The 22,445-nt window shown below is 63.1% G+C and carries 18 protein-coding genes; 11 read left to right on the forward strand and 7 right to left on the reverse strand.

The annotated features are described in order from the left end of the window. Positions 1-149: 149 nt before the first annotated feature. Positions 150-1,100, forward strand: a complete 951-nt coding sequence (locus X756_RS163255; RefSeq protein ID WP_023695711.1) for an SPFH domain-containing protein — start codon at positions 150-152, stop codon at positions 1,098-1,100. A gap of 37 nt (positions 1,101-1,137) precedes the next feature. Beyond that, positions 1,138-1,602 carry an NfeD family protein gene (locus tag X756_RS163250; RefSeq protein ID WP_023671953.1) on the forward strand — a complete coding sequence of 155 codons (465 nt, stop codon included), beginning with the start codon at positions 1,138-1,140 and terminating at the stop codon, positions 1,600-1,602. Between the two features lie 88 nt (positions 1,603-1,690). Here X756_RS163250 and X756_RS163245 read toward each other — a convergent pair whose 3' ends face one another. Continuing rightward, on the reverse strand, positions 1,691-2,686 hold the full coding sequence (locus X756_RS163245) for a KpsF/GutQ family sugar-phosphate isomerase (RefSeq protein ID WP_023728412.1): 996 nt from the start codon (positions 2,684-2,686) through the stop codon (positions 1,691-1,693). 150 nt (positions 2,687-2,836) lie between these two features. Here X756_RS163245 and X756_RS163240 point away from each other — a divergent pair, with 150 nt between their 5' ends. Continuing rightward, positions 2,837-4,621 carry an outer membrane beta-barrel protein gene (locus X756_RS163240; protein ID WP_031201344.1) on the forward strand — a complete coding sequence of 595 codons (1,785 nt, stop codon included), beginning with the start codon at positions 2,837-2,839 and terminating at the stop codon, positions 4,619-4,621. On the opposite strand, the gene galU is transcribed toward X756_RS163240, so the two are convergent. Continuing rightward, positions 4,622-5,527, reverse strand: coding sequence for a UTP--glucose-1-phosphate uridylyltransferase GalU (gene galU / locus X756_RS163235; protein WP_023671956.1), 906 nt, complete (start codon positions 5,525-5,527; stop codon positions 4,622-4,624). It abuts the gene before it with no gap. Between the two features lie 199 nt (positions 5,528-5,726). On the opposite strand from galU, the gene X756_RS163230 reads away from it, so the two are divergent. Together X756_RS163230 and X756_RS163225 are read left to right on the forward strand one after the other, a co-directional pair. Then, complete coding sequence (locus X756_RS163230) at positions 5,727-6,950, forward strand: lytic murein transglycosylase (RefSeq protein ID WP_023691763.1); 1,224 nt, start codon at positions 5,727-5,729, stop codon at positions 6,948-6,950. Between the two features lie 104 nt (positions 6,951-7,054). Further along, positions 7,055-8,260 carry a DUF459 domain-containing protein gene (locus X756_RS163225; RefSeq protein WP_023728414.1) on the forward strand — a complete coding sequence of 402 codons (1,206 nt, stop codon included), beginning with the start codon at positions 7,055-7,057 and terminating at the stop codon, positions 8,258-8,260. On the opposite strand, the gene X756_RS163220 is transcribed toward X756_RS163225, so the two are convergent. Both X756_RS163220 and gltB read right to left on the reverse strand, forming a co-directional pair. Next, a complete protein-coding gene (locus X756_RS163220; RefSeq protein WP_023686414.1) occupies positions 8,257-9,711 on the reverse strand; it encodes a glutamate synthase subunit beta in 1,455 nt (484 codons plus the stop codon). The two genes, X756_RS163225 and X756_RS163220, sit on opposite strands and share 4 nt — an antisense overlap. 140 nt (positions 9,712-9,851) lie before the next feature. Beyond that, a complete protein-coding gene (gene gltB / locus X756_RS163215) occupies positions 9,852-14,603 on the reverse strand; it encodes a glutamate synthase large subunit (RefSeq protein ID WP_023728415.1) in 4,752 nt (1,583 codons plus the stop codon). Between the two features lie 509 nt (positions 14,604-15,112). On the opposite strand from gltB, the gene X756_RS163210 reads away from it, so the two are divergent. Continuing rightward, a complete protein-coding gene (locus X756_RS163210) occupies positions 15,113-16,162 on the forward strand; it encodes a low specificity L-threonine aldolase (protein ID WP_023728416.1) in 1,050 nt (349 codons plus the stop codon). An 18-nt stretch (positions 16,163-16,180) separates the two neighbouring features. After that, complete coding sequence (locus X756_RS163205; RefSeq protein ID WP_023728417.1) at positions 16,181-17,077, forward strand: MBL fold metallo-hydrolase; 897 nt, start codon at positions 16,181-16,183, stop codon at positions 17,075-17,077. Here X756_RS163205 and X756_RS163200 read toward each other — a convergent pair. Together X756_RS163200 and X756_RS163195 are read right to left on the reverse strand one after the other, a co-directional pair. Beyond that, positions 17,074-17,838 (reverse strand): sulfite exporter TauE/SafE family protein, encoded by a 765-nt coding sequence (locus X756_RS163200; RefSeq protein ID WP_023728418.1) that lies wholly within the window; start codon positions 17,836-17,838, stop codon positions 17,074-17,076. The two genes, X756_RS163205 and X756_RS163200, sit on opposite strands and share 4 nt — an antisense overlap. A gap of 158 nt (positions 17,839-17,996) precedes the next feature. Then, the gene (locus tag X756_RS163195) at positions 17,997-18,464 is read right to left on the reverse strand and encodes an Hsp20 family protein (RefSeq protein ID WP_023671202.1); all 468 of its coding nucleotides are present in this window, start codon (positions 18,462-18,464) and stop codon (positions 17,997-17,999) included. Between the two features lie 458 nt (positions 18,465-18,922). Here X756_RS163195 and X756_RS163190 point away from each other — a divergent pair, with 458 nt between their 5' ends. From X756_RS163190 to X756_RS163180, 4 genes are all read left to right on the forward strand, one after another. Beyond that, positions 18,923-19,882: an alpha/beta hydrolase gene (locus tag X756_RS163190; protein WP_023728419.1), complete on the forward strand. Its 960-nt coding sequence runs from the start codon at positions 18,923-18,925 to the stop codon at positions 19,880-19,882. Between the two features lie 161 nt (positions 19,883-20,043). Continuing rightward, a complete protein-coding gene (locus X756_RS1000000169230; protein ID WP_023683236.1) occupies positions 20,044-20,214 on the forward strand; it encodes a hypothetical protein in 171 nt (56 codons plus the stop codon). A 3-nt stretch (positions 20,215-20,217) separates the two neighbouring features. Next, positions 20,218-20,457: a DUF1127 domain-containing protein gene (locus X756_RS163185; RefSeq protein ID WP_023686421.1), complete on the forward strand. Its 240-nt coding sequence runs from the start codon at positions 20,218-20,220 to the stop codon at positions 20,455-20,457. Between the two features lie 127 nt (positions 20,458-20,584). Further along, positions 20,585-21,415, forward strand: a complete 831-nt coding sequence (locus X756_RS163180) for an AraC family transcriptional regulator (protein WP_023728420.1) — start codon at positions 20,585-20,587, stop codon at positions 21,413-21,415. Positions 21,416-21,427: 12 nt separating this feature from the next. Here X756_RS163180 and hisN read toward each other — a convergent pair whose 3' ends face one another. Next, entirely contained in the window at positions 21,428-22,201 is a 774-nt protein-coding gene (hisN, locus tag X756_RS163175; protein ID WP_023728421.1) for a histidinol-phosphatase, read from the reverse strand. Positions 22,202-22,445: the final 244 nt, after the last annotated feature.

Consider the following 22,445-nt stretch of genomic DNA (forward strand, 5'->3'; position numbering starts at 1 on the left):
GTTGCGGCGATCGATCGCCGCAGTTGCGCTATTCCATGCACTAATAATCAACGATCACCTGATTGTAACATTATTGAAACACACCTAAGTGTTTGGTGAAGTCGGTTGCATGGAATCAACGCCATGGCCGGCATCTGAGGGAGATTCAAATGGACTTCAGTGGTTTCGGTATTGCGATTGGTGCGCTTGCCTTTCTGGTATTGGTGCTTCTTATCAAAGGCATCCGGACAATCCCGCAAGGCTATAATTATACGGTGGAGCGCTTTGGTCGTTACACCAAAACACTAAGCCCCGGCCTCAACCTCATCGTGCCGTTCGTCGACCGAATCGGCGCCAAGATGAACATGATGGAGCAGGTGCTCGACGTTCCGAGCCAGGAAATCATCACGCGCGACAACGCCATTGTCGGCGTCGACGGCATCGCCTTCTACCAGATCCTCAATGCGGCGCAGGCCGCCTACCAGGTCGCCGGCCTGGAGAACGCCATTCTCAATTTGACGATGACCAACATCCGTACCGTCATGGGCTCGATGGACCTCGACGAATTGCTGTCGAACCGCGACGCCATCAACGAGCGCCTGCTGCGCGTCGTCGACGAAGCGGCGCATCCGTGGGGCATCAAGATCACCCGCGTCGAGATCAAGGACATCAATCCGCCGGCCAACCTCATCGAATCGATGGGTCGTCAGATGACGGCTGAACGTAACAAGCGTGCGCAGATCCTCGCCGCCGAAGGCCTCAAGCAGTCGCAGATCCTTGAGGCCGAAGGCCGCAAGGAAGCCGCCTTCCGCGACGCCGAGGCACGCGAACGCTCGGCCGAGGCCGAAGCGCGAGCCACCCAGGTTGTATCGGAAGCCATCTCCAAGGGCGACGTGCAGGCACTCAACTACTTCGTGGCGCTCAAATACACCGAAGCGATGGGCAAGATCGGTACCGCCAACAACAGCAAGGTCGTGCTGATGCCGATGGAAGCCTCGGCGCTGATCGGCACGCTCGGCGGCATAAGCGAGATCGCCAGGGAGGTGTTCCGCAGCGAAGGCACCGCCGGCGCCGCCAGGCAGGCCGCCCGCCCTCCGGTGGTTCGCCCAGGCGAGAATTGAGGCTAGCTGAGAACTGAGATCATAGGAGCGCACTCCCATGTTCGACCGCATCATTTCCGAACTTGGTCCGTGGAACTGGATGGTTCTGGGCTTCGTCCTCCTGGTGATGGAGGTCATCGCGCCAGGAATATTCATGCTGTGGATCGGCATCGCCGCATTGGTGATCGGTGTGATTTCCCTGCTCGTCTGGGACGCAAGCTTCTGGGCCTGGGAAGTCCAGGTCCTCGCCTTCCTGGCCCTGTCGCTGGTCTCGGCCTTTGCCGGAAAGAAGCTGGTTGGTGGGCGTAATACCCCTAGCGACCAGCCGCTGCTCAACCGGCGCGGCGCGCAGTTGGTCGGCAGGATGGCAACGCTGGCCGAGCCGATCAAGGACGGTCGCGGCCGCATCAAACTCGGCGACACACTGTGGCGCGTCTCCGGTCCCGACCTGCCGGCCGGCACGCAGGTGCGCGTCGTCAGTTCGGCCGACACCGATCTGGAACTGACCGTCGAGGCAGTTTGACATTTCGAAAGCGCATGGCGCTTTCGATCCGGAAAAATCAGGCCGCGTCGCCTAGGGCTTCCCGAACGCGACGCGTCCTTTGATTTTTTCAGGCGGCGCCGATGCGCAGCAGGTCGTGCAGATGAACCAGTCCCACGAGCCGCCTGCCTTCGACCACCATCAGGCTCGTAATGGCCGAATTGTTGATAATCTGCAGCGCCGTCGCCACCAGCGTGTCCGGTGTGGCCGTCTTCGGCTTTTTCGTCATCACCTGATCGACGCTCATTTCCATGAGATTGCTGCCGATGTGACGCCTGATGTCGCCATCGGTGATGATGCCCACCAACGCGCCATCCGCCGTCGCGATCGCCACGCAGCCGAAGCCCTTGTTCGACAATTCGAGGATCGCCTCGCGCATGCCCGTGCCGGAAGACACCAGCGGCAGCCTGTCGCCGACATGCATGATCTCGTGGATCTGCGTGAGATTGGCGCCGAGCTGGCCGCCGGGGTGGAATGTGCGGAAATGGTCGGGCGTGAAGCCGCGCGCTTCGAGCAGCGCGATAGCCAGCGCATCGCCGACCACCAGTTGCAGCAGGGTCGATGTCGTCGGCGCCAGGCCGTGCGGGCAGGCTTCCGGCACGGACGGCAGGAGCAGCACCACGTCGGCCGCGCGCGCCAGCGCCGAGGCCGCGCCCGCGGTAATCGCAATCAGCGGGATCGAGAAGCGCCTGGAATAGGCGACGATGCCCATCAATTCTCTGCTCTCGCCGGACCATGACATGGCGATGATGGCATCGTCTCTGGCGATCATGCCAAGGTCGCCATGATTGGCCTCCGCCGGATGGACGAAGAAGGCAGGCGTGCCGGTCGAAGCCAGACTGGCCGCGATCTTAGTGCCGATATGGCCGCTTTTGCCGACGCCGGTGACTATGACGCGGCCATTGATGCGCGACACCATGTCGACGGCGCGGGCGAAAGGTTCGGCCAGTTCGTTCTCCAGCGCGGCGGCCAATGCCGCCACGCCGGCCTGTTCCGTGGCTACCGTTCTCAGCGCCGAGGCGATCGAAGCCTCCAAAGGCTTCTTTTCTTGGGATCCCGCATGCATGGCTGATGCGATTAGCGCTTTGCCGTTCGCCTGTCCAACAGAATTGCCGTCCAGCCATGTCCGACAGGCACCCCTTCAACCCTCCGTTAACCATCCCCGTTTACGGTTCGGTAAGTATGGCGCGCTTGCGCCGCGCAAGCAGTGGTGACGATGTCGCGGGCCCAACCTCAAGAGAAAAAAGGTCGAACGGGCAGAGCGTTTTGCGCTCTGCTTCTGGCGACGAGCGTGCTCGCTTTGCTGCGGCCAACTGCGCTTCATGCCCAGGAGACCGAGCTGCGCGGCGAAGTTTCGGAATCGGCGATCCTGTCCGACCAGCAGCGCCGGGCCAGGCAATTGAGCAAGGCCAACACGCAGGTCAAGCCCGCCCCTGCCGACACCGCCCCCACGGGAAACACGCCAACCGCTTATGTGCCGGCCAGCGATGGCGCCTTGCCTGATGACACCGACCCGTCACAGGCCGGCGCAAACAGCATTTTCGACCCGCCGGCGACCATCGACGATTCGTTCGCCGACAAGCCGCCAACCGTCCTGCCACGCCGCCCGTCGACGGCAAAGCAACGCGCCGACGCGGATGCAGACAAGGCCAAGGACAAAACCAAGGCTGCCGACAAGAAGAAGCCTGGCAAAGCCACGGACCAGACCACCACCGGAACGACTCCGGACGGCACTGCGGCAGGCGACGCCGATCAGGACATAGCCAACCGCCGTGTCCTCACCGTCGACGGCGTCGACCGACGAAAGCTCGACCCCGGCGCCGAGCGCACCGACGCCATCGAGGGCCTGAAGAAGAAGCTCGAGGACGACCCGTACGCGGCAACCGGCATCAAGGTCGGCTCGTTCCTGCTGCGGCCGGCGCTCGAGCAGGGCGTTGCCGTCACGTCGAACGCCGATTCCAGCGCTGGCGGCAAGTCGGCGGTGCTGTCCGAAACGGCGCTGCGTTTCTCCGCCGCCTCCGATTGGCGCGAGAATTCGGCGGTCATCGACGGCTACGGTAATTTCCGCAACACCATTTCGGGCCAGAAGATCAATGAGGCACGCGGCCGTATCCAAGGCACGTACAATGTCGACCTCGACAATGAACTGCGCGCCATCGCCAAGCTCGGCTACGAGATTGCACCGGAATCGGCCTCCGCGCCCGACGCCATTGCCGGCGTCAAATCGCAGCCGATCCGCCAGACGGTCGACGGCAGCCTCGGCGTCGAGAAGGACGTCGGCAAGATGCGCTTTGCGCTGACCGGCGCCGTCTCCCACGACATCTATGGCGATGCCGAACTTACCGATGGCACCTCGCTGTCGCAGAAGGACCAGGACAACACGCTCTACACCGCAACGTTGCGGACCGGCTATGAAATTTCCCCGGCTCTGACGCCCTTTGCTGAGATTGAGCTCGGCCGCCGGGTATATGACCAACGGATCGACAACAAGGGCTTCGAGCGCTCTTCGACCCGGCTTGGCGCGCGCGCCGGTATCGAAGTCGACATGGGCGAGAAGCTCAAGGGTGAGTTCTCGGCCGGCTGGCTGAGGGAGGCGATCGACGACAAGAACCTGGAGGCGATTTCGGGAGCCACCATCAATGCCGACCTCAAATGGTCGCCCGAGCGCGGTACCATCATCGGCCTCACCGGGCGAACCACGGTCGAAGGCACGACGAATGCCGGTAAGAGCGGCGACATCCTCTATTCCGGCCGCCTCACCGGCGAGCGGCAGATCCGCGCCGACCTGACCGGCAACGCAGCCCTTGGGCTCGACTGGCGCAATTACACCGGCTCCGACGGCCATGACATGACGCTGAGTGCAGAGGCCGGGCTGACCTGGTGGCTGAACCGCTATGTCGGCCTCACCAGCCGCGCCCGCACCGAAAAGCTGACCAGCAATCTGCCCGGGCGCAACTACACCGCCAACAGCATCTATTTGGGGCTGAAGCTGCAGCGGTAGCTAAAAAGCAGCGCCGCGACGCTCGGACGGCTTCATCTCATCGAGCAGCGTGCGGATGACGCCGGCCATGTTCTCGTTCATGTCGCTGCGCCACAGCGCGAAGGCGACATTGGCCTCGACGAAGCCTTCCGGCGAGCCGCAATCGAAGGTGCGGCCCTGAAAGTGGTAGCCAAAGAAGGGCTGCTGCTTTTCCAGCTTCAGCATCGCGTCGGTGAGCTGGATCTCGTTGCCGGCGCCCTTTTCCTGGCTTTCGAGGATCTTGAAAATCTCGGGCTGCAGGATGTAGCGGCCGTTGATGTAGAGATTGGACGGCGCGGTGCCGGTCTTCGGCTTTTCGACCATCTCGGTGATGCGGAAGCCGTGATGCGTGTCCTCGCCGCGGCCGACAATGCCATATTTGTGGGTCTCGGCCGGATCGCATTCCTGTACGGCGATGATGTTGTTGCCCGTCTCCTCGTAGAGCTCGACCATGGCCTTCGTGCAGCTCTTCTCCGACTGCATGATCATGTCGGGCAGCAACAGCGCGAAGGGTTCATCGCCGACCAGTTCGCGGGCGCACCAGACGGCGTGGCCGAGCCCCATCGGCACCTGCTGGCGGGTGAACGAGGTCTGCCCCGGCGCCGGCTGCAGCCGCTGCAAGCGGGCCAGCTGATCGTCCTTGCCGCGCTGTGCCAGCGTATCATAGAGCTCGAACTGGATATCGAAATGGTCTTCTATGACCGCCTTGTTGCGGCCGGTGACGAAGATGAAATGTTCGATGCCGGCCTCGCGCGCCTCATCGACGACATACTGGATGACCGGCCGGTCGACGACGGTCAGCATCTCCTTGGGAATGGCCTTGGTGGCCGGGAGAAACCGTGTGCCGAGACCGGCGACCGGGAAAACTGCCTTGCGAACTCGCTTCATGCGTCAATTATCCGTTTGAGGGCGTGCCCGGCCTCGCGACATTCTCGCGCCGGAATTGTGGATTATCGGGCCATTGAGGGAAACATCAACCGGTAAAGCATCCACGTGTCTTTTCGTTCCAGGCGCCGCCTATGGTAAACCAATTGCTAACCCGGTTCGGCGATGAATGGTCTTTCCTGAGATAGAGAAAGGGGAAAATATGTCCGTTCGCAGTGCCGCAAAACTCTTTACCAGCGTGCTGACGGCGGCCAGCCTCTCGCTCGCCTTGCTGATGCCGGCCGGACCGGCCTTCGCCGATGCCGGTTTTCGGCAATGGGTCGCCGGCTTCCGCGCCACGGCCGTGGCGGGCGGCGTTTCCGGCGGGGTCTACGACCGAGCGTTCCGGGGCATCAATGAGCCCGACCCGGTGGTGCTGGAAAAGGCACGCACCCAGCCCGAATTCACCGCACCTGCCTGGGACTATTTCGACAACCGCGTCCACGACCAGTCCGTTGCCGTCGGCCAGCAGATGGCCAAAAAATGGAAGCCGTGGCTGGAACGGATCGAGGCGAGGTTCGGCGTCGACCGCTACATCCTGCTCGCCATCTGGTCGATGGAATCGAATTATGGCGAGATCCTCAAGCGCGACGACATCATGCGCAATGTCATCCGCTCGCTGGCAACCCTCGCCTATGGCGACCCGAAGCGTTCGAAATTCGCCCGCACCCAATTGGTCGCCGCGCTGAAAATCCTGCAGACCGGCGACATCGACGAAAGCCACCTGATGGGCTCCTGGGCCGGCGCCATGGGCCAGACCCAGTTCATCCCGACCAGCTACCAGCATTATGCCGTCGACATGGACGGCAACGGCAAGCGCGACATCTGGAATTCGATCCCCGATGCGTTGGCGACATCAGCCAATCTGCTGAAGAAGAATGGCTGGCAGGGCGGCAAGACCTGGGGCTACGAGGTCACCATTCCGGCGGGCAAACTGCCGGCCGGCTCGAAGACATTGGCGCAGTGGCAGGCGCTCGGCGTCGCCAGGGCCAATGGCAAGCCGTTCAAGAACGCAACCGACAAGGCGACCCTGAAAGTGCCGGACGGCCGCGGCGGACCGGCCTTCCTGATGATCAAGAACTTCTCCGTCATCAAGGCCTACAACAACGCCGACAAATATGCCCTGGCCGTCGGCCTTCTTGCCGACGAAATCGCCGGCTCTAATGGTCTGGTGCAGGACTGGAAGCGGCCCTTCACCAAACTGTCCTTCGAGGAAAGGCAGGAGTTGCAGAAGCGGCTTTCGCAGCACGGACTTTACGACGGCAAGTTCGACGGCAAGATCGGTGACGGCACGAAAACCGCCATCATGACCTATCAGGCAACGGTCGGCTTGACCCAGGACGGGTATCCGAGCATGGAAGTGCTCAAATGGCTCAGAAAGAAATAGAGCCGGCGACGGCAGCGCGCATCTGTGACGCGCAAGGGATGCCGTAGCATCGGTCTGTGCATGATCCCCTGCGAGGGCCATGCACCAAGGGATGGAGAGGGTGCTTGGTTTCGGCAACGCGTATCCGTGTGATCGTTTTCCGCTTGCCGATCCTCGTTCTGGCCATCGTTGTCCTGGCGACGGGACTCGCCGGCACTTTCCACACACCGGCTTTGGCGCAGGAACAACCGCAGAACCGCGGCTGGTCGCTGCGCGACCTTCTGTTCCCGCGCCGCAGCGAACGCATCGAGCCGCCGCTCGACGTCCGCAAGGCAAAGCCGAAGGTCAAGAAGAAGCCCCGTGCACCCGTTGAACCTTCCGCTCCGATTGTCGAGAAGACACCGGATTCCCGCGTCGTTCTGGTGATCGGCGATTTCATGGCCAACGGCCTGGCCGAAGGCCTCGAAACAGCCTTTGCCGACAATGCCAACGTCAGGATCGTCGAGCGCGCCAACGGTTCTTCGGGTTTCGTGCGCGATGATGTCTACAACTGGCCCGAACAGGTCAAATCGCTGGTCGAGACCGAGAAGCCCGCCGCCGTGGTCGTCATGCTGGGCTCCAACGACCGCCAGCAGATGCGCGTCAACGATGTGCGCGAGCAGCCGCGCTCCGAGAACTGGACCAAGGAATACGAACGCCGGACCGAAGCCTTGGGAAAGGCACTGGCGGCGACCAAGGTGCCTTATCTGTGGGTCGGCATGCCAGCCTTCAAGACGCCGAAGATGACCTCCGACATGCTGGCATTCAACGACATCTACCACTCGGCTGCCGAGAAGAACGGCGGCGAATTCGTCGATGTCTGGGATGGGTTCGTCGACGAGAACGGCGCCTTTGTCTCGACCGGCCCCGACATTAACGGCCAGGCCGTGCGGCTGCGCTCCGACGACGGCATCAACGTCTCGAAAGCCGGCAAGCGAAAGCTCGCCTTCTACACCGAAAAGCCGCTGGCCAAGATCCTCGGCCTGGCAGCGCCGGGAAGCGTGGTGACGGCTGCCGCACCGGCCGGCGCCCCGGTCGAGGCGCCGTCGCTGCCCGCCGCCCCGATCGTGGTCGACCGCACCGTTCCAATGCTGCTCAACGATCCGGCGCTCGACGGCGGGACCGAGCTTCTCGGTGCGGCGGCGGCGCCGAAAGCCAATCCGGATCTGCCCGGCGAAAAACTAATCCTCGAAGGCAAGGCGCCCGAGGCCTCGCCCGGTCGCGCCGACGACTTCTCCTGGCCGCCCAAGGCCGCTGCCGCGACGGATACGACGACGGCGATCAACCGTTAACGGGGGAGTACCGTCGACCCCATCAGCGCTTCATCGATCGAGCGCGCGGCCTGGCGGCCTTCGCGGATCGCCCACACAACCAGCGACTGGCCGCGGCGCACATCACCTGCGGCGTAGAGCTTGTCGACGCTGGTCTTGTAGTCGCGATCGTTGGCTTCGACATTGCGGGAACGGCGGCTGTCGGTGGTGATTTTCATCTCACCGTCCAGCTCTTTCGCGACGCCGGCGGCAGCCGGTCCGGCAAAGCCGATGGCGATGAAGGCGAGGTCTGCACGGATGACGAATTCGGTGCCGGGGATAGGCTTGCGCTTCTCGTCGACTTCGCAGCATTTGACGCCGGTCAGCTGGCCGTCCTCGCCGATGAATTCGAGCGTCGCCACCTGGAATTCGCGCTCCGCACCTTCGGCCTGTGAGGACGAGGTGCGCATCTTGGTCGCCCAGTAAGGCCAGACCGAAAGCTTGTCTTCCTTCTCCGGCGGCTGCGGGCGGATGTCGAGCTGGGTGACGCGCACCGCGCCCTGGCGGAAGGCGGTGCCGACGCAGTCGGACGCGGTATCGCCGCCGCCGACGACGACGACATGCTGGCCGCCGGCGATGATCGGATGCGACGGCCAGGCCACCGACTGGATCGGCTCGCCGCCGACGCGACGGTTCTGCTGCACCAGATAGGGCATGGCGTCATAGACGCCGCCGAGATCGTCGCCCGGAATGTTGGCCGGACGCGGCGATTCCGAACCGCCGCAATAGAGCACCGCATCGTATCCGGCGAGCAACTCTGCCACCGGCTTGTCGACGCCGACATTGACGCCGCAATGGAAGGTCACGCCCTCGCCCTGCATCTGCTCGATGCGGCGGTCGATATAGTGCTTCTCGATCTTGAAGTCGGGAATGCCGTAGCGCATCAGCCCGCCGGGACGGCTCTCACGCTCATAAACGCTGACCTCGTGGCCGGCGCGGCCAAGCTGCTGCGCCGCCGCCATCCCTGCCGGGCCGGAGCCGATGACAGCGACCCGCTTGCCCGTCTTCTTCTCTGGCGGATAAGGCCGGATATGGCCGGTTTCATAAGCCTTGTCGGCGATTGCCTGTTCGACAGTCTTGATGGCAACCGGAATGTCCTCGAGGTTCAGCGTGCAGGCTTCCTCGCAGGGCGCGGGGCAGATGCGGCCGGTGAACTCGGGGAAATTGTTGGTCGAATGCAGGTTGCGGATCGCATTGTCCCAGTCGCCATTGTAGACGAGGTCGTTCCAGTCCGGGATCTGGTTGTGGATCGGGCAACCGGTCGGCCCGTGGCAGAACGGGATGCCGCAATCCATGCAGCGCGCCGCCTGTTTCTCGACCTCCTTGTCCGACATCGGCAGCGTGAATTCACGAAAATGCCGGATGCGGTCGGAGGCCGGCTGGTACTTGTGCACCTGCCGGTCGATTTCGAGAAAGCCTGTTACCTTGCCCATAGTCCAGTTCCTGCTGTCCAGATGGTGCGGTTTTCGCACCCGTTAACCCCTTGAGGCAGCCGTGGCAACCTTGCATCCGAGGTCAAACTGTCGCTGAAAGTTCCGCCGGGAAGCCTGCGCCTCCCGGCAAGTCGAAAAACCTATTCCGCCGCCACGCCCATGCGCATGCGTTCCATCTCGATCAGCGCGCGGCGGTATTCGACCGGCATGATCTTGCGGAATTTCGGCCGGAAGGTCGTCCAGTCGTCGAGTATCTCGCGGCCGCGTACCGAACCGGTGAAATGGACGTGGTTCGAGATAAGCTGGTAAAGCCGTTCCTCGTCATGGGTGGTCATGTCGCCCGAGACGTCGACGCGACCCTTGTGGTCGAGGTCACCGCCATGATGCAGCAGCCTTTCCATCAGATCGTCTTCTTCCGGAACCGGCTCCAACTCGACCATCGCCATGTTGCAGCGCGCGGCGAAATCGCCGGCCTCATCCAGAACATAGGCCACGCCGCCCGACATGCCGGCAGCGAAGTTGCGACCGGTCTGGCCGATGACGACGACGATGCCGCCGGTCATGTATTCGCAGCCATGATCGCCGACGCCTTCAACGACGGCGGCGACGCCCGAATTGCGCACCGCGAAGCGCTCGCCGGCGACACCTGCGAAATAGGCCTCGCCCTCGGTCGCGCCATAGAGGACGGTGTTGCCGACGATGATCGATTCCGCCGCGACGATCCTGGACTCCTCCGGCGGCCGGATGACGATGCGTCCGCCCGACAGGCCTTTGCCGACATAGTCGTTGGCCGCACCGACGAGATCGAACGAGATGCCGCGCGCCAGGAAGGCGCCGAACGACTGGCCGGCGGTGCCGGTCAGCTTCACCTGGATCGTGTCCTCGCGCAGGCCCTTGTGCCTGAAGCGCTTGGCGACTTCGCCCGACAGCATGGCGCCCGTGGAGCGATCGACATTGCGGATGTCGACCTCGATCTTGACCGGCTGCTTGCTTTCGAGCGCGGGCTTCGCCAGTTCGATTAGCTTGCGATCGAGTACATCGTCGATCGGGTGTTTCTGCCGTTCGGTCCAGTGCACCGCCTCATGCGGCGCGTCCGGCTTGAAGAACATCTTGCCGAAATCGAGCCCGCGCGCCTTCCAATGCTGGATCATCTCGCGCTTTTCCAGCAGGTCGCTGTCGCCGATGATCTGGTCGATATGGGTGTAGCCCATCTCGGCCAGCAGCCCCCTCACCTCTTCCGCAACATAGAAGAAGAAGTTGATGACATGCTCGGGCGTGCCCTTGAAACGCTTGCGCAGAACCGGGTCCTGCGTCGCGACGCCGACCGGGCAGGTGTTCAAGTGGCACTTGCGCATCATGATGCAGCCGGCCGCGATCAGCGGCGCGGTCGAGAAGCCGAACTCGTCGGCACCGAGCAGCGCACCGATGATGACGTCGCGCCCCGTGCGCAAGCCACCATCGACCTGCAGCGCAACGCGCGAGCGCAGCCCGTTCAGTACCAGCGTCTGGTGCGTCTCGGCAAGGCCCATTTCCCATGGACTGCCGGCATGCTTGAGCGAGGTCAGCGGCGACGCGCCGGTGCCGCCATCATAGCCGGAGATGGTGATGTGGTCGGCGCGCGCCTTGGCGACGCCCGCCGCAACCGTACCGACACCGACTTCCGACACCAGCTTTACCGAGACGTCGGCCGCCGGGTTGACGTTCTTCAGATCGTAGATCAGCTGCGCCAGATCCTCGATCGAATAGATGTCGTGATGCGGCGGCGGCGAGATCAGGCCGACGCCGGGCGTCGAGTGCCGGACCTTGGCGATGGTGGCGTCGACCTTGTGGCCGGGCAGCTGGCCGCCCTCACCGGGCTTGGCGCCCTGCGCGACCTTGATCTGCATGACATCGGAATTGACGAGATACTCGGCGGTGACGCCAAAGCGCCCCGAGGCGACCTGCTTGATCGCCGAACGTTCGGGGTTCTTGCTGCCGCCGGGCAGCGGCAGATAGCGGTCGGCCTCTTCGCCGCCCTCGCCGGTGTTCGACTTGCCGCCGATCTGGTTCATGGCGCGCGCCAGCGTCGTGTGTGCCTCGCGCGAGATCGAGCCGAACGACATCGCCCCGGTCGAGAAGCGCTTGACGATATCGGCCGCCGACATCACGTCCTCTATCGCCACCTTCTTGCGGCCGGTCTCTTCCGCAAGCTTGATCCTGAACAGGCCGCGTATGGTCTGGGCACGGGCCGTCTCGCTGTCGATCTGCGCGGAATACTCCTTGAACGTCTCCCACGAGCCCTGACGCACGGCGTGCTGCAAGGTGGCGACGGCGTCGGGCGACCACATATGGGCTTCGCCGCGCATGCGGTACATGTACTCGCCGCCGACCTCGAGGCTGTTGCGCAGCACCGGATCGTTGCCGAAACCGTCGGTGTGGCGGCTGAGCGTCTCGGCCGCGACCTCGTCCAGACCGACACCTTCGATCAGCGTCGCTGTGCCGGTGAAGTACTTCTCGACGAAATCCGACTTCAGCCCGATGGCGTCGAATATCTGCGCGCCGCAATAGGACTGGTAGGTGGAGATGCCCATCTTCGACATCACCTTGAGGATGCCCTTGCCGATCGACTTGATGTAGCGCGAGACCACCTCGTAGGCGTCGACCTCAGCCGGCAGTTCGCCACGCTTGTGCATGTCGAGCAGCGTATCGAAGGCAAGGTAGGGGTTGATCGCCTCGGCGCCGTAGCCGGCGAGACAGCAGAAATGATGCACTTCGCGCGGCTCGCCGGATTCCACGACCAGGCCGACCGCGGTGCGCAGACCCTTGCGGATCAGATGGTGGTGCACGGCAGCCGTCGCCAGCAGTGCCGGAATGGCGATACGGTCGGGACCGACCTGGCGGTCGGACAGGATGATGATGTTGTAGCCGCCGGCGACAGCGGCTTCCGCCCGCTCGCACAGACGCTCGACGGCGCCCTGCATGCCGGCCGCGCCCTCGCTCGACCCGTAGGTGATGTCGATGGTCTTGGTGTCGAAACGGTCCTCGGTGTGGCCGATCGAGCGGATCTTTTCCAGATCGCCATTGGTCAGGATCGGCTGGCGCACTTCGAGCCGCTTGCGGCGCGAATTGCCGACCAGGTCGAAGATGTTCGGCCGCGGCCCGATGAACGACACCAGGCTCATCACCAGCTCCTCGCGGATCGGGTCGATCGGCGGGTTGGTGACCTGGGCGAAATTCTGTTTGAAATAGGTGTAGAGCAGCTTCGACTTGTCCGACATCGCCGAGATCGGCGTGTCGGTGCCCATCGAACCCACGGCTTCCTGGCCGGTGGTCGCCATCGGCGACATCAACAGCTTGGTGTCTTCCTGCGTGTAGCCGAAAGCCTGCTGGCGATCGAGCAGGCTGACATCCTTGCGCAGCGCGCGCGGCTCCACCGGCTTCAGATCCTCGAGGATCAGCTGCGTGTTGTTGAGCCAGGTCTTGTAGGGATGCCTGGTGGCGATCTCCGACTTGATCTCCTCGTCGGAAATGATGCGGCCCTTGGCGAGGTCGATCAGAAGCATGCGGCCGGGCTGCAGCCGCCACTTCTTGACGATCCTCTCCTCCGGCACCGGCAGCACGCCGGCCTCTGACGCCATGATGACGCGGTCGTCGTCGGTGACGATGTAGCGCGCCGGCCGCAGCCCGTTGCGGTCGAGCGTGGCGCCGATCTGGCGGCCGTCGGTGAAGGCGACCGCGGCCGGCCCGTCCCACGGCTCCATCAGGGCTGCATGGTATTCGTAGAAAGCCTTGCGGTCGGCATCCATCAGCTTGTTGCCGGCCCACGCTTCGGGGATCAGCATCATCATGGCATGGCTGAGGCTGTAGCCGCCCTGGAACAGGAACTCGAGCGCATTGTCGAAGCACGCCGTGTCGGACTGGCCGTCATAGGAGATCGGCCACAGCTTCGAGATGTTGTTGCCGAACAGTTCGGAATCGACCGAGGCCTGGCGCGCCGCCATCCAGTTGTTGTTGCCGCGCACCGTGTTGATCTCGCCATTATGCGCGACCATGCGGTAGGGGTGCGCCAGCTTCCAGGACGGGAAGGTGTTGGTCGAGAAGCGCTGGTGGACGAGGATCAGCGCGGTCTCGAAACGCGGATCCGACAAATCCTTGTAATAGGCGCCGACCTGGTAGGCCAGGAACATGCCCTTGTAGACAATGGTACGCGCCGATAGCGACACACAGTAGGCGCCGATATCCTTGTTGTTGTTCTCGGCGTAGATACGGCCGGAAATCACCTTGCGCAGCAGGTACAGCCTGGCCTCGTATTCCTCGTCATCTGGAATGTCCGATGTGCGGCCGATGAAGACCTGGCGATGGAACGGTTCGGAGGCCGCAATATCGGGCGCCTTCGACAGCGATGAATTGTCGACTGGCACGTCGCGAAAGCCTAAAAGCGGCAGCCCTTCTGACAGCGCCGATTCGGCGATGATCTCTTCGATATGGGCGCGCAGTGCCGCATCCTGCGGCATGAACCAGTGGCCGACGCCGTATTGGCCTGCCGCCGGCAGTTCGACGCCCTGGGCCGCCATCTCTTCGCGGAAGAAACGATCGGGGATTTGCACCAGCACGCCGGCGCCGTCGCCCATGAGCGGATCGGCGCCGACAGCGCCGCGATGCGTCAGGTTTTCGAGCACGAAGAGCCCGTCCTTGACGATCTGGTGCGACTTCACGTTCTTCATGTTGACGATGAAGCCGACGCCGCACGCGTCATGCTCGTTGCGCGGATCGTAGAGACCCTGCGCGGCCATGCCATTGGTGGTCAGGCCGTTGGTGGTCTGGCCTTCTTTGGTCAGAACGGTATTTTTAACGGCTGCCGCTTTCGTCTGCGCGGCCTGGCCGATAATCGCAGATGGCGTCAGTTCCGTCATCGTCCTGTCCTCCGTTCCGGCCCCTTGCACGTCTAGCATTTGGGGCGCTGGTCTACCTTGGGAAGCGACTGGCTTCCGCTCTCATTCTTGCGGCACGTCTTTTCGAAATCCTTGGCGGACCGTGCGGTGCACCGCCGGTTCGTATCCGGTATCGTACAGGCCACAGCCGAGCCGTCTACCCGTCGCTCGCGGCAACGGCCGGAGTGGCCCAAATGATACGCCAATCCAGCCTGACTTGTGCGACAAAATAAGACAGCACTACTGTCCTAAATTTTTATGGCAGAAATCCTGGGCGCACACAAGACCGATTCACCAAATTCTTGGACGTTTGGCGACAGAAAATTACGTCAGGCGCTGTCGAAACGAAATTTCGGTCCCGGCACTCCTTCGTGATCGCCTTTGGCTTTACCGCTTTTTCAGCCCTTGGCCCTTGCGCGTCAAACCCCGAAACGGCCATGGTCGCGCTCTTGTCGCAACCAGACTTTCTCAACCAGACAGGGACTTTCCTGATGTTCTTTGCATCCGACAACTGGGCGGGCGTCCATTCCAACATTGCCGCCGGGCTGTCAGCCAACGCCGGCGGCTTTTCGACCGCTTATGGCGATGGCGATCTCGACCGCGCCGTCTACCAGCGTTTCAGCGAGATCTTCGAACGCGAGGTCGCGGTGTTCTTCGTCGCTACCGGCACGGCGGCCAACTCGCTGTCCCTGGCCGCTTACAACAAGCCCGGCGGCATTTCCTTTGCGCACCGCGAATCGCACATCATCGAGGACGAATGCGGCGCGCCGGAATATTTCAGCGGCGGCTCGCGTCTCCATGCTGTCGACGGCGCCCTGGGCAAGATCGACCCGCACAATCTTGAACGGGCCGTCGCCCGTTTCGCACCCGAAATCGTCCATTGGGGACGCCCGACGGCCGTCTCGATCACCCAATCGACCGAAGTCGGCACAGTGTACGGGCTCGACGACATTTCCACCATTTCGGAGATCGCCAAACGCTTTTCCCTGCCGCTGCATATGGACGGCGCCCGTTTTGCCAACGCATTGGTCGCGCTTGAGACGACGCCGGCCGAAATGACCTGGAAGCGCGGCGTCGATATCGTCTCGTTCGGCGGCACCAAGAACGGCTGCTGGTGCGCCGAAGCGGTGGTGCTGTTCGATCTAGACCGCGCCAAGGAGCTGTCCTTCCTGCGCAAGCGCGCCGCACAGCTGTTCTCCAAGTCGCGCTTCATCGCAGCGCAGTTCGACGCCTACTTCACGGACGGCCTGTGGCTGGACATGGCCCGTCATGCCAATGCCATGGCCGCGCGCCTGGCGGCTGCGATCGAGGATTCGGCAACGGCTAAGCTCGCCTGGTTGCCGCAGGCCAACGAGGTGTTCGCGGTGATGAAAAAGGCGGAAGCCGAAAGGCTGCAATCCCTCGGCGCCGCCTTTTACGACTGGCACAGGCCGCACGGCTTCGACGGCCATGTCGGCGACGACGAGTTGCTCTATCGCTTCGTCACGAGCTTTGCCACGACTTCAGATGAGGTCGATCGCTTCGGGCAGATGATCGCCTGAACCCGCGAGACCGCGCCAATGACAAAGCCACCTCTCGGCTCAACCATGCGGCTGGTTCGCCCGGCGCCAAACGTGCTCGGCTTCTATGATGGCCGCGTTGACGGCGTTCGCGCCTGGTCGGACGAGCCGAACTGGCTGGACGACGGCGCCTATGCCCTCGGCATCTGCACCTATGCGATCGTCGATGGCTCGCAGGCGCTTGTCTACGACACGCATATTTCGCTGCCTCACGCGCGCTTCATCAGGCAGACGCTCGAAGACATGGGCGCAACATCGATCCGAGTCGTGCTCAGCCACTGGCATGACGATCATATTGCCGGCAATGAGGTGTTTCAGGATTGCGAGATTATCGCCAACACGCTCACCGCCTCGGCGCTCGCGAACAACCGGGCGGAGATCGAAAGCAGTGTTCCACCGATCAAGCCTCTCGTGCTGCCGAACAGGACCTTCGCAGGCGGTCTTGACCTCACCGTTGGATCGATCGCCGTCGAGCTGCGTCAGGTCGAAATCCACAGCCATGACGGCACGGTGCTGTTCATGCCTGGGAACGGCCTGCTGCTGGCGGGCGACACGCTCGAGGATCCAATCACCTATGTCAGCGAGGCGGATCGGCTGGCGCAACATCTGGTCGATCTCGAACGCATGAGCGGGTGGCCGATAGACCGCATCTTGCCCAATCACGGCTCGCTCGAAGCGATTGAGCGAGGCGGCTACGACAAAGGCCTCATCGCCGCCACGCAAGCCTACGTTCAAAAACTGCTTCGCTGCCGGCATGAGCCTGATCTTGCGAAGCAGGATCTGAAAACCTTCGGCGCCGACATGTTCGCCACGGGCGCGGTCGAGTACTTCGCGCTGTACGAGCCCGTCCACCGGCAAAACGTCGAGGCCGTTCTCGCAACCGGCACCGGTCGCTAAGCAAGGAAAGGCCGCGCCAAAAGCTCGAGGCCAAGCAAGATCAGGAAAATAAGAAACCAGCGCCGGAAGGTCGCCGGGCTGATCCGCTGCCGGAGCAACTGTCCGAGCCACATGCCGAGCAAGGCCGGCGCAACCGCCAGCGACGACATGGCGACATGCCCGACCTGGAACGCGCCGTGCGAGGCAAGGCCGGCAGCGAGCGCGATCGTCGACACGGTGAAGGACAGGCCGAGCGCCTGGATCAGATCGTCACGGCTCAAGCCCAGCGCCTGAATGTAAGGTACAGCGGGCACGACAAACACGCCGGTGCCGCCGGTGACGATGCCGGTAAGGAAACCGACGATGGGCGACGACCAGCGCTCGGCTGACGCGGGAACCGTCAACTGCCGCGCCAGCAGCGTATAGACGGCATAGACGATCAGCGCCGCCCCGAGGCCGGCCGTCGTCCATTTGACATTGTCGCTGGCCAGCAGCCATGAGCCGGCCAGCGTGCCGGCGACGATGCCGACCATCATCAGCCACAGCCGACTGAGGATCCATCCGAAGCTCGGGCCGGCAAACAGCTGCCAGATATTGGTGACGAAGGACGGCACGATCAGCAGCGAAGCCGCGGCGACCGGCGGCATGATTGTGCCCAGCAGCCCCATCGCCAACGTCGGCAGTCCCATACCGGTAACGCCCTTGACGATGCCGGCCAGCAGGAAGGTCACCGCAATGGTTGCCGTTAGGGCCAGGGAAAAATCAGCCGAGAGATCAGACATCGCCCTTCATGGGAAGACGGCGCCCGCCGCAAAAGAGCCAGAACTCTTCGGTTGGGGTGACAGAGGCTGCGGCGAAAAAAAAGCGGCGCCTCGCGGCGCCGCTTTCGTCTCGGGAGGAAACGCTTTTAACCTTGGGCGTTGTGACGCCGCCGTCTTGATCACGCGGCGTTCTTGGCCTCGATCTGCTTGGCGTTGGCCGAAGAGGCGGTAATCGCGATCTTGCGCGGCTTCAGCTCCTCGGGGATGTTGCGCTTAAGGTCGACGAAAAGCAGGCCGTTCTTCAGGGTGGCGCCGACGACCTCGACATGGTCGGCAAGCTGGAAGCGGCGCTCGAACGAACGCGAGGCAATGCCGCGGTAGAGCAGCTCGGAGCCTTCGCCATTGCCCTCTTCCTTGCGCTCACCCTTGACGGTCAGCACGTTGCGGTGGGCTTCGATCGAAATCTCTTCGTCCGAGAAGCCGGCAACCGCCATCGAGATGCGATAGGCGTCCTCGCCGGTGCGCTCGATGTTGTAGGGCGGATAGGTCTGCGCGCCATCGGGCTGGGCCAGCGAGTCGAGCATGGTGAACAGTCGGTCGAAGCCGACGGTCGAGCGATAGAGCGGGGAAAAATCAACGTGACGCATGAGGTGTTCTCCTGTTGAGCAACATGTTTGCGTGTGGCCGGTGCGAAACCCTGGAAAGGCGTTTCGGGTGGACCAGCAGCCCCGACATCGGCGGCTGCATCCGACATTTGGGGAGCGCAAAAGTGCATTTCAAGGATTTTTGAAGAGCACCAATCGAGGCGTCGATGAACGGCAGATGAACCGCCGCTTCGGCGCCCGTTCAGCCGGCCGGCGCTAGAGTGCCCCCAGGATAAAGAACCAGGCGGCGCCGGATGAAAGCGCCGCGACGAGGCCGACCGGGTGTAACGTCCCTTCCTCCCGGATCGACAGAGGCCGGAAGCACGCCGCCGCAGGCTGCTTCCGGCCTTGCTTGTTGTTAGTCCGCCCCCTTGGCGTCCTCCCTTTGCTTTTCATCCATTGGCGTCTATCACCATGCCGACGCCCTGCCGGGTGAGACACCACGAAGACGCAAGCGCCTAATGACGGATCTCTTCCATCCCACGCCAGGCAATCCGCCGCCGCAAAATGTCGCCGGCGGCTTTTTCACCACGCGCGACGGCAAGAAGATCCGCTACGGCCTGTTTGCCGCGGTCACCCGGCCGCTGAAAGGCACCGTCGTGCTGCTGCCCGGCCGCAACGAGTGCATCGAGAAATATTTCGAAACCATCCGCAACCTGACCGACCGCGGCCTCGGCGTCGCCACGCTCGACTGGCGCGGCCAGGGCGATTCCGACCGGCTGATCGCCGATCCGCAACGCGGCTATGTCCGCTCTTTCTACGATTACACCGGCGACCTCGAACAGTTCTTCGAGGATATCGTGCTGCCCGACTGCCGCGGCCCGTATTACATCCTCGCCCATTCGATGGGCGCCGTGATCGCGCTGCTCGCGGCGCCGTCGATGGTCAACCGGGTGCGTCGCATGGTGCTGATTGCGCCTTTCCTGACGGTGCCCGACTCGCCCGTGTCGGCAAAAACCGCGCGCCGCGCCTGCTCGATATTGTGCTTTCTCGGCCTCGGCCGGCTCTACGCCGCCTGGGGTCCGCGTCCCAGGGAAACCCTGCCCTTCGCCCTCAACAAGGTGACATCGGACCCCGGGCGCTATCAGCGCAACACGAAAATCTACGAGCACTATCCGCAACTGGCGCTCGGCGGGCCGACAATCCGCTGGCTGCAGGCGGCAATCAAGGCAGGCGAAGCCATCAGTGGGCCCGACTTCATGGCCAGGATCCAGGTGCCGCTGCTGATGATCGCCGCCGGCGCCGATCAGGTCGTCTCGACCAAGGCCGTGGAAGCCTATGCCAGGCGTCTGCGCCTCGGCTCGCTGCTGATGATCGATGGCTCGAAACACGAGATCCTGCAGGAGGCCGATGTCTATCGCGAGCAGTTGCTCGCCGCCTTCGACGCCTTCATACCCGGCAACGACGACCCGACAGCCTGATGCCGCCGGCGCTGCATGTTGCGGCGCCTTGAGCTTGCGCCTGCTGACAGCCTTCTGTCAGGAGCAGCGCCGGCAGCACCCAAAGAGCTAAAGATTCTGACAGCCGGTGCCGCCCCGGAATGCTCATCTCTTCGCATACTGAACGCCAAGGAGATGACGTCATGACCGAGAAAACCTGCGCTGCCTGCGATTGTCAGCTGGACGCCAACCCGATCCGCGTCAAGGTCGGCGGCAAGACCGTCGAGGTCTGCTGCGAGGAATGCGCGATTGCGCTGAACGAAGCCGGCGCCTCAGTGGCCGGCGCATCAGTGGCCGGCAACGGGGAAGCCTGAGCGATGCGCCCCGATCATGCAGCGGCGGCGCAATGCCTCGCACATCAGCCGACAACTCAAACCGCGACGTTCCGGCGGTCCTTGCGGACACAAGGCATCGCGGCGGCCAACTGGATCGGCCGTCAACTGGAAAGGCGCCGAAGCCGCCTTGCCTTGCTCGAAATGACCGACGAACAGCTCAAGGACATCGGTCTGTCGCGCAGCGACGCTCACTGCGAATACATGCGCCGTTTGTGGGACTGAGCCATGGCCGTTACGAAGGGCCCGACAGGTGAAGTCTCCTGACAGGTTTGGACAAGCCAATCGCCTAAATGTGCCGGAGCAGCTTTCGGTGCAAGGGTAGAATGCAACGGCCATGTCTCAGCTCACCATGTCGCAGTTCACGGTACAGACGCTTCTGGACACCGGCACCGTCAGGGTGAGGGATGTCCTCTGCAGCGGCGAATGCCGGCACAAGAGCGAAGAAGAGTGCACCGCTGCCACGCATCTTGTGTTTCCCTATCGCGGCGTCTTCGTGCGCCATGTCGGCCGCAACGATGCGGTCGCCGAAGCCAACCAGTTGTTGTTCTTCAACAACGCCGAAGGCTACCGGATCAGCCATCCCGTCGAGGGTGGCGATTCCTGCCTCGATCTCGTTGTCGAGGAGGCGCAAATGCAGGAGCTGACGCCGAAGGAGCAGTTGCGCTTGGGCAGCGCCGTGGCGTTTCGTCGTCAGCGCCGCCGCATCGACCCGCGGGCTCAAGCGCTGGTGGCGGTGCTGCGCCACAGCCTGAGCCGCAACATTGCCGAAACGCTGGAGGCCGAAACCCTGGCGCTGACGCTGGTGCGGCGCTCCCTCGGCGAGCGCACCTCGCATGCCGCCGGCGCAAGCGCTGGCCGGCAGAAGCTGGTCGACCGCGCCAAGCTCGTCCTGTCCTCGGATCTTTCGCGGCGCTGGACGCTGGCCGAGATCGCCGCTGAAGTCGGGGTATCACCGGTTTATCTCACGCAGGTTTTCCAGCAGGTCGAGGCGATGCCGCTCTATCGCTACCATCTGCGCCTGCGGCTGGCGCGCGCGCTCGACCTGCTTGGCCGCTACGACAATCTGACCACGCTCGGCCTGGACCTCGGCTTCTCCAGCCACAGTCATTTCAGCTCAGCGTTCAGGCAGGTCTACGGGCGAACGCCGGCGGAATTCCAGCGCTCGATCAAGCCGCGCTGATCGGGTCGACTATCAGCCGCGCAAGGCTGCCATTGCAGCCGCGTGAAGCTCCGGCGTTGCGGCGGCCAGGATGTCGCCGCCCTTTTCCGCCGGACCGCCCTCGAATGTGGTGACGACGCCGCCGGCCTTTTCGATGATCGGGATCAGCGCCACGATGTCGTAGGGTTTCAATCCGGGATCGGCGACGATGTCGACGCTGCCGGACGCGATCATGGCAAAGGCGTAGCAATCGGCTCCGTAGCGGGCGAGCTGGATCTGTTTCTCGAACGCGTCGTAGCGGGTGCGCGCCTCGCCCTTGAAAAGCGCCGGCGTGGTGGTGAACAAGGTCGCCTCGTCAAGCTTCGTCGTCTTGCGGGTCGACAGCTTCCGCGGCCCGCCGGGGCCTTCGTAGTGGGAGCCGGAAGCGTTGGCGTAGAACAGCTCGCCGGTGAAGGGCTGCGCCATCATACCGGCGACGGCGTCACCGTCGACCGTCAATCCGACCAGCGTTCCCCACACCGGCAGGCCTGAGATGAACGCGCGGGTACCATCGATCGGATCGATCACCCAGACATGCCTTGAGGAGATGTTTTCGCTACCATGTTCTTCGCCGAGGATACCGTGACCGGGATACTCAGCCGAGATCAGCGCCCGGATGGCGCGCTCGGCCTCGCGGTCGGCCTCGGTGACCGGGTCGAAACTGCCTTTTTCCTTGTTGGCCACCGCGCCCTGTGCGCGGAAACGCGGCAAGGTTTCAGCCGCCGCCGCTTGCGCGATCCGGCGCATGAAATCGATGCTGATGTCCACGTGATTCTCCCGCATTGCAGAGTGCCAACCCGGTCTGCCGGCACTTTCCCGCCAAAACAAGCCGGTTTATCGATTTATCAGAGACATCAACGTTGCCGAAATGCCACACATCGGCCCCATCGAAACGCATTTTCACATCAGAGTGAATTAAAAAAGCGTGGGATCGATTGACATTTGTGCATCGCACAATAAATTTGTTCTCGGACAGGTTTTCCTGTCCATGCCCTCCTTGGGCGTTTCCTCC

Source organism: Mesorhizobium sp. LNJC405B00 (genome assembly GCF_000502615.1).
Classification (GTDB): domain Bacteria; phylum Pseudomonadota; class Alphaproteobacteria; order Rhizobiales; family Rhizobiaceae; genus Mesorhizobium.

Excerpts from the sequence above, each read along its gene's own strand:
- X756_RS163255 (WP_023695711.1), top strand. The coding sequence starts at position 150 with ATGGACTTCAGTGGTTTCGGTATTGCGATTGGTGCGCTTGCCTTTCTG.
- X756_RS163250 (WP_023671953.1), top strand. The coding sequence starts at position 1,138 with ATGTTCGACCGCATCATTTCCGAACTTGGTCCGTGGAACTGGATGGTT.
- X756_RS163245 (WP_023728412.1), bottom strand. The coding sequence starts at position 2,686 with ATGCATGCGGGATCCCAAGAAAAGAAGCCTTTGGAGGCTTCGATCGCC.
- X756_RS163240 (WP_031201344.1), top strand. The coding sequence starts at position 2,837 with ATGTCGCGGGCCCAACCTCAAGAGAAAAAAGGTCGAACGGGCAGAGCG.
- galU (WP_023671956.1), bottom strand. The coding sequence starts at position 5,527 with ATGAAGCGAGTTCGCAAGGCAGTTTTCCCGGTCGCCGGTCTCGGCACA.
- X756_RS163230 (WP_023691763.1), top strand. The coding sequence starts at position 5,727 with ATGTCCGTTCGCAGTGCCGCAAAACTCTTTACCAGCGTGCTGACGGCG.
- X756_RS163220 (WP_023686414.1), bottom strand. The coding sequence starts at position 9,711 with ATGGGCAAGGTAACAGGCTTTCTCGAAATCGACCGGCAGGTGCACAAG.
- gltB (WP_023728415.1), bottom strand. The coding sequence starts at position 14,603 with ATGACGGAACTGACGCCATCTGCGATTATCGGCCAGGCCGCGCAGACG.
- X756_RS163210 (WP_023728416.1), top strand. The coding sequence starts at position 15,113 with ATGTTCTTTGCATCCGACAACTGGGCGGGCGTCCATTCCAACATTGCC.
- X756_RS163205 (WP_023728417.1), top strand. The coding sequence starts at position 16,181 with ATGACAAAGCCACCTCTCGGCTCAACCATGCGGCTGGTTCGCCCGGCG.
- X756_RS163200 (WP_023728418.1), bottom strand. The coding sequence starts at position 17,838 with ATGTCTGATCTCTCGGCTGATTTTTCCCTGGCCCTAACGGCAACCATT.
- X756_RS163195 (WP_023671202.1), bottom strand. The coding sequence starts at position 18,464 with ATGCGTCACGTTGATTTTTCCCCGCTCTATCGCTCGACCGTCGGCTTC.
- X756_RS163190 (WP_023728419.1), top strand. The coding sequence starts at position 18,923 with ATGACGGATCTCTTCCATCCCACGCCAGGCAATCCGCCGCCGCAAAAT.
- X756_RS1000000169230 (WP_023683236.1), top strand. The coding sequence starts at position 20,044 with ATGACCGAGAAAACCTGCGCTGCCTGCGATTGTCAGCTGGACGCCAAC.
- X756_RS163185 (WP_023686421.1), top strand. The coding sequence starts at position 20,218 with ATGCGCCCCGATCATGCAGCGGCGGCGCAATGCCTCGCACATCAGCCG.
- X756_RS163180 (WP_023728420.1), top strand. The coding sequence starts at position 20,585 with ATGTCGCAGTTCACGGTACAGACGCTTCTGGACACCGGCACCGTCAGG.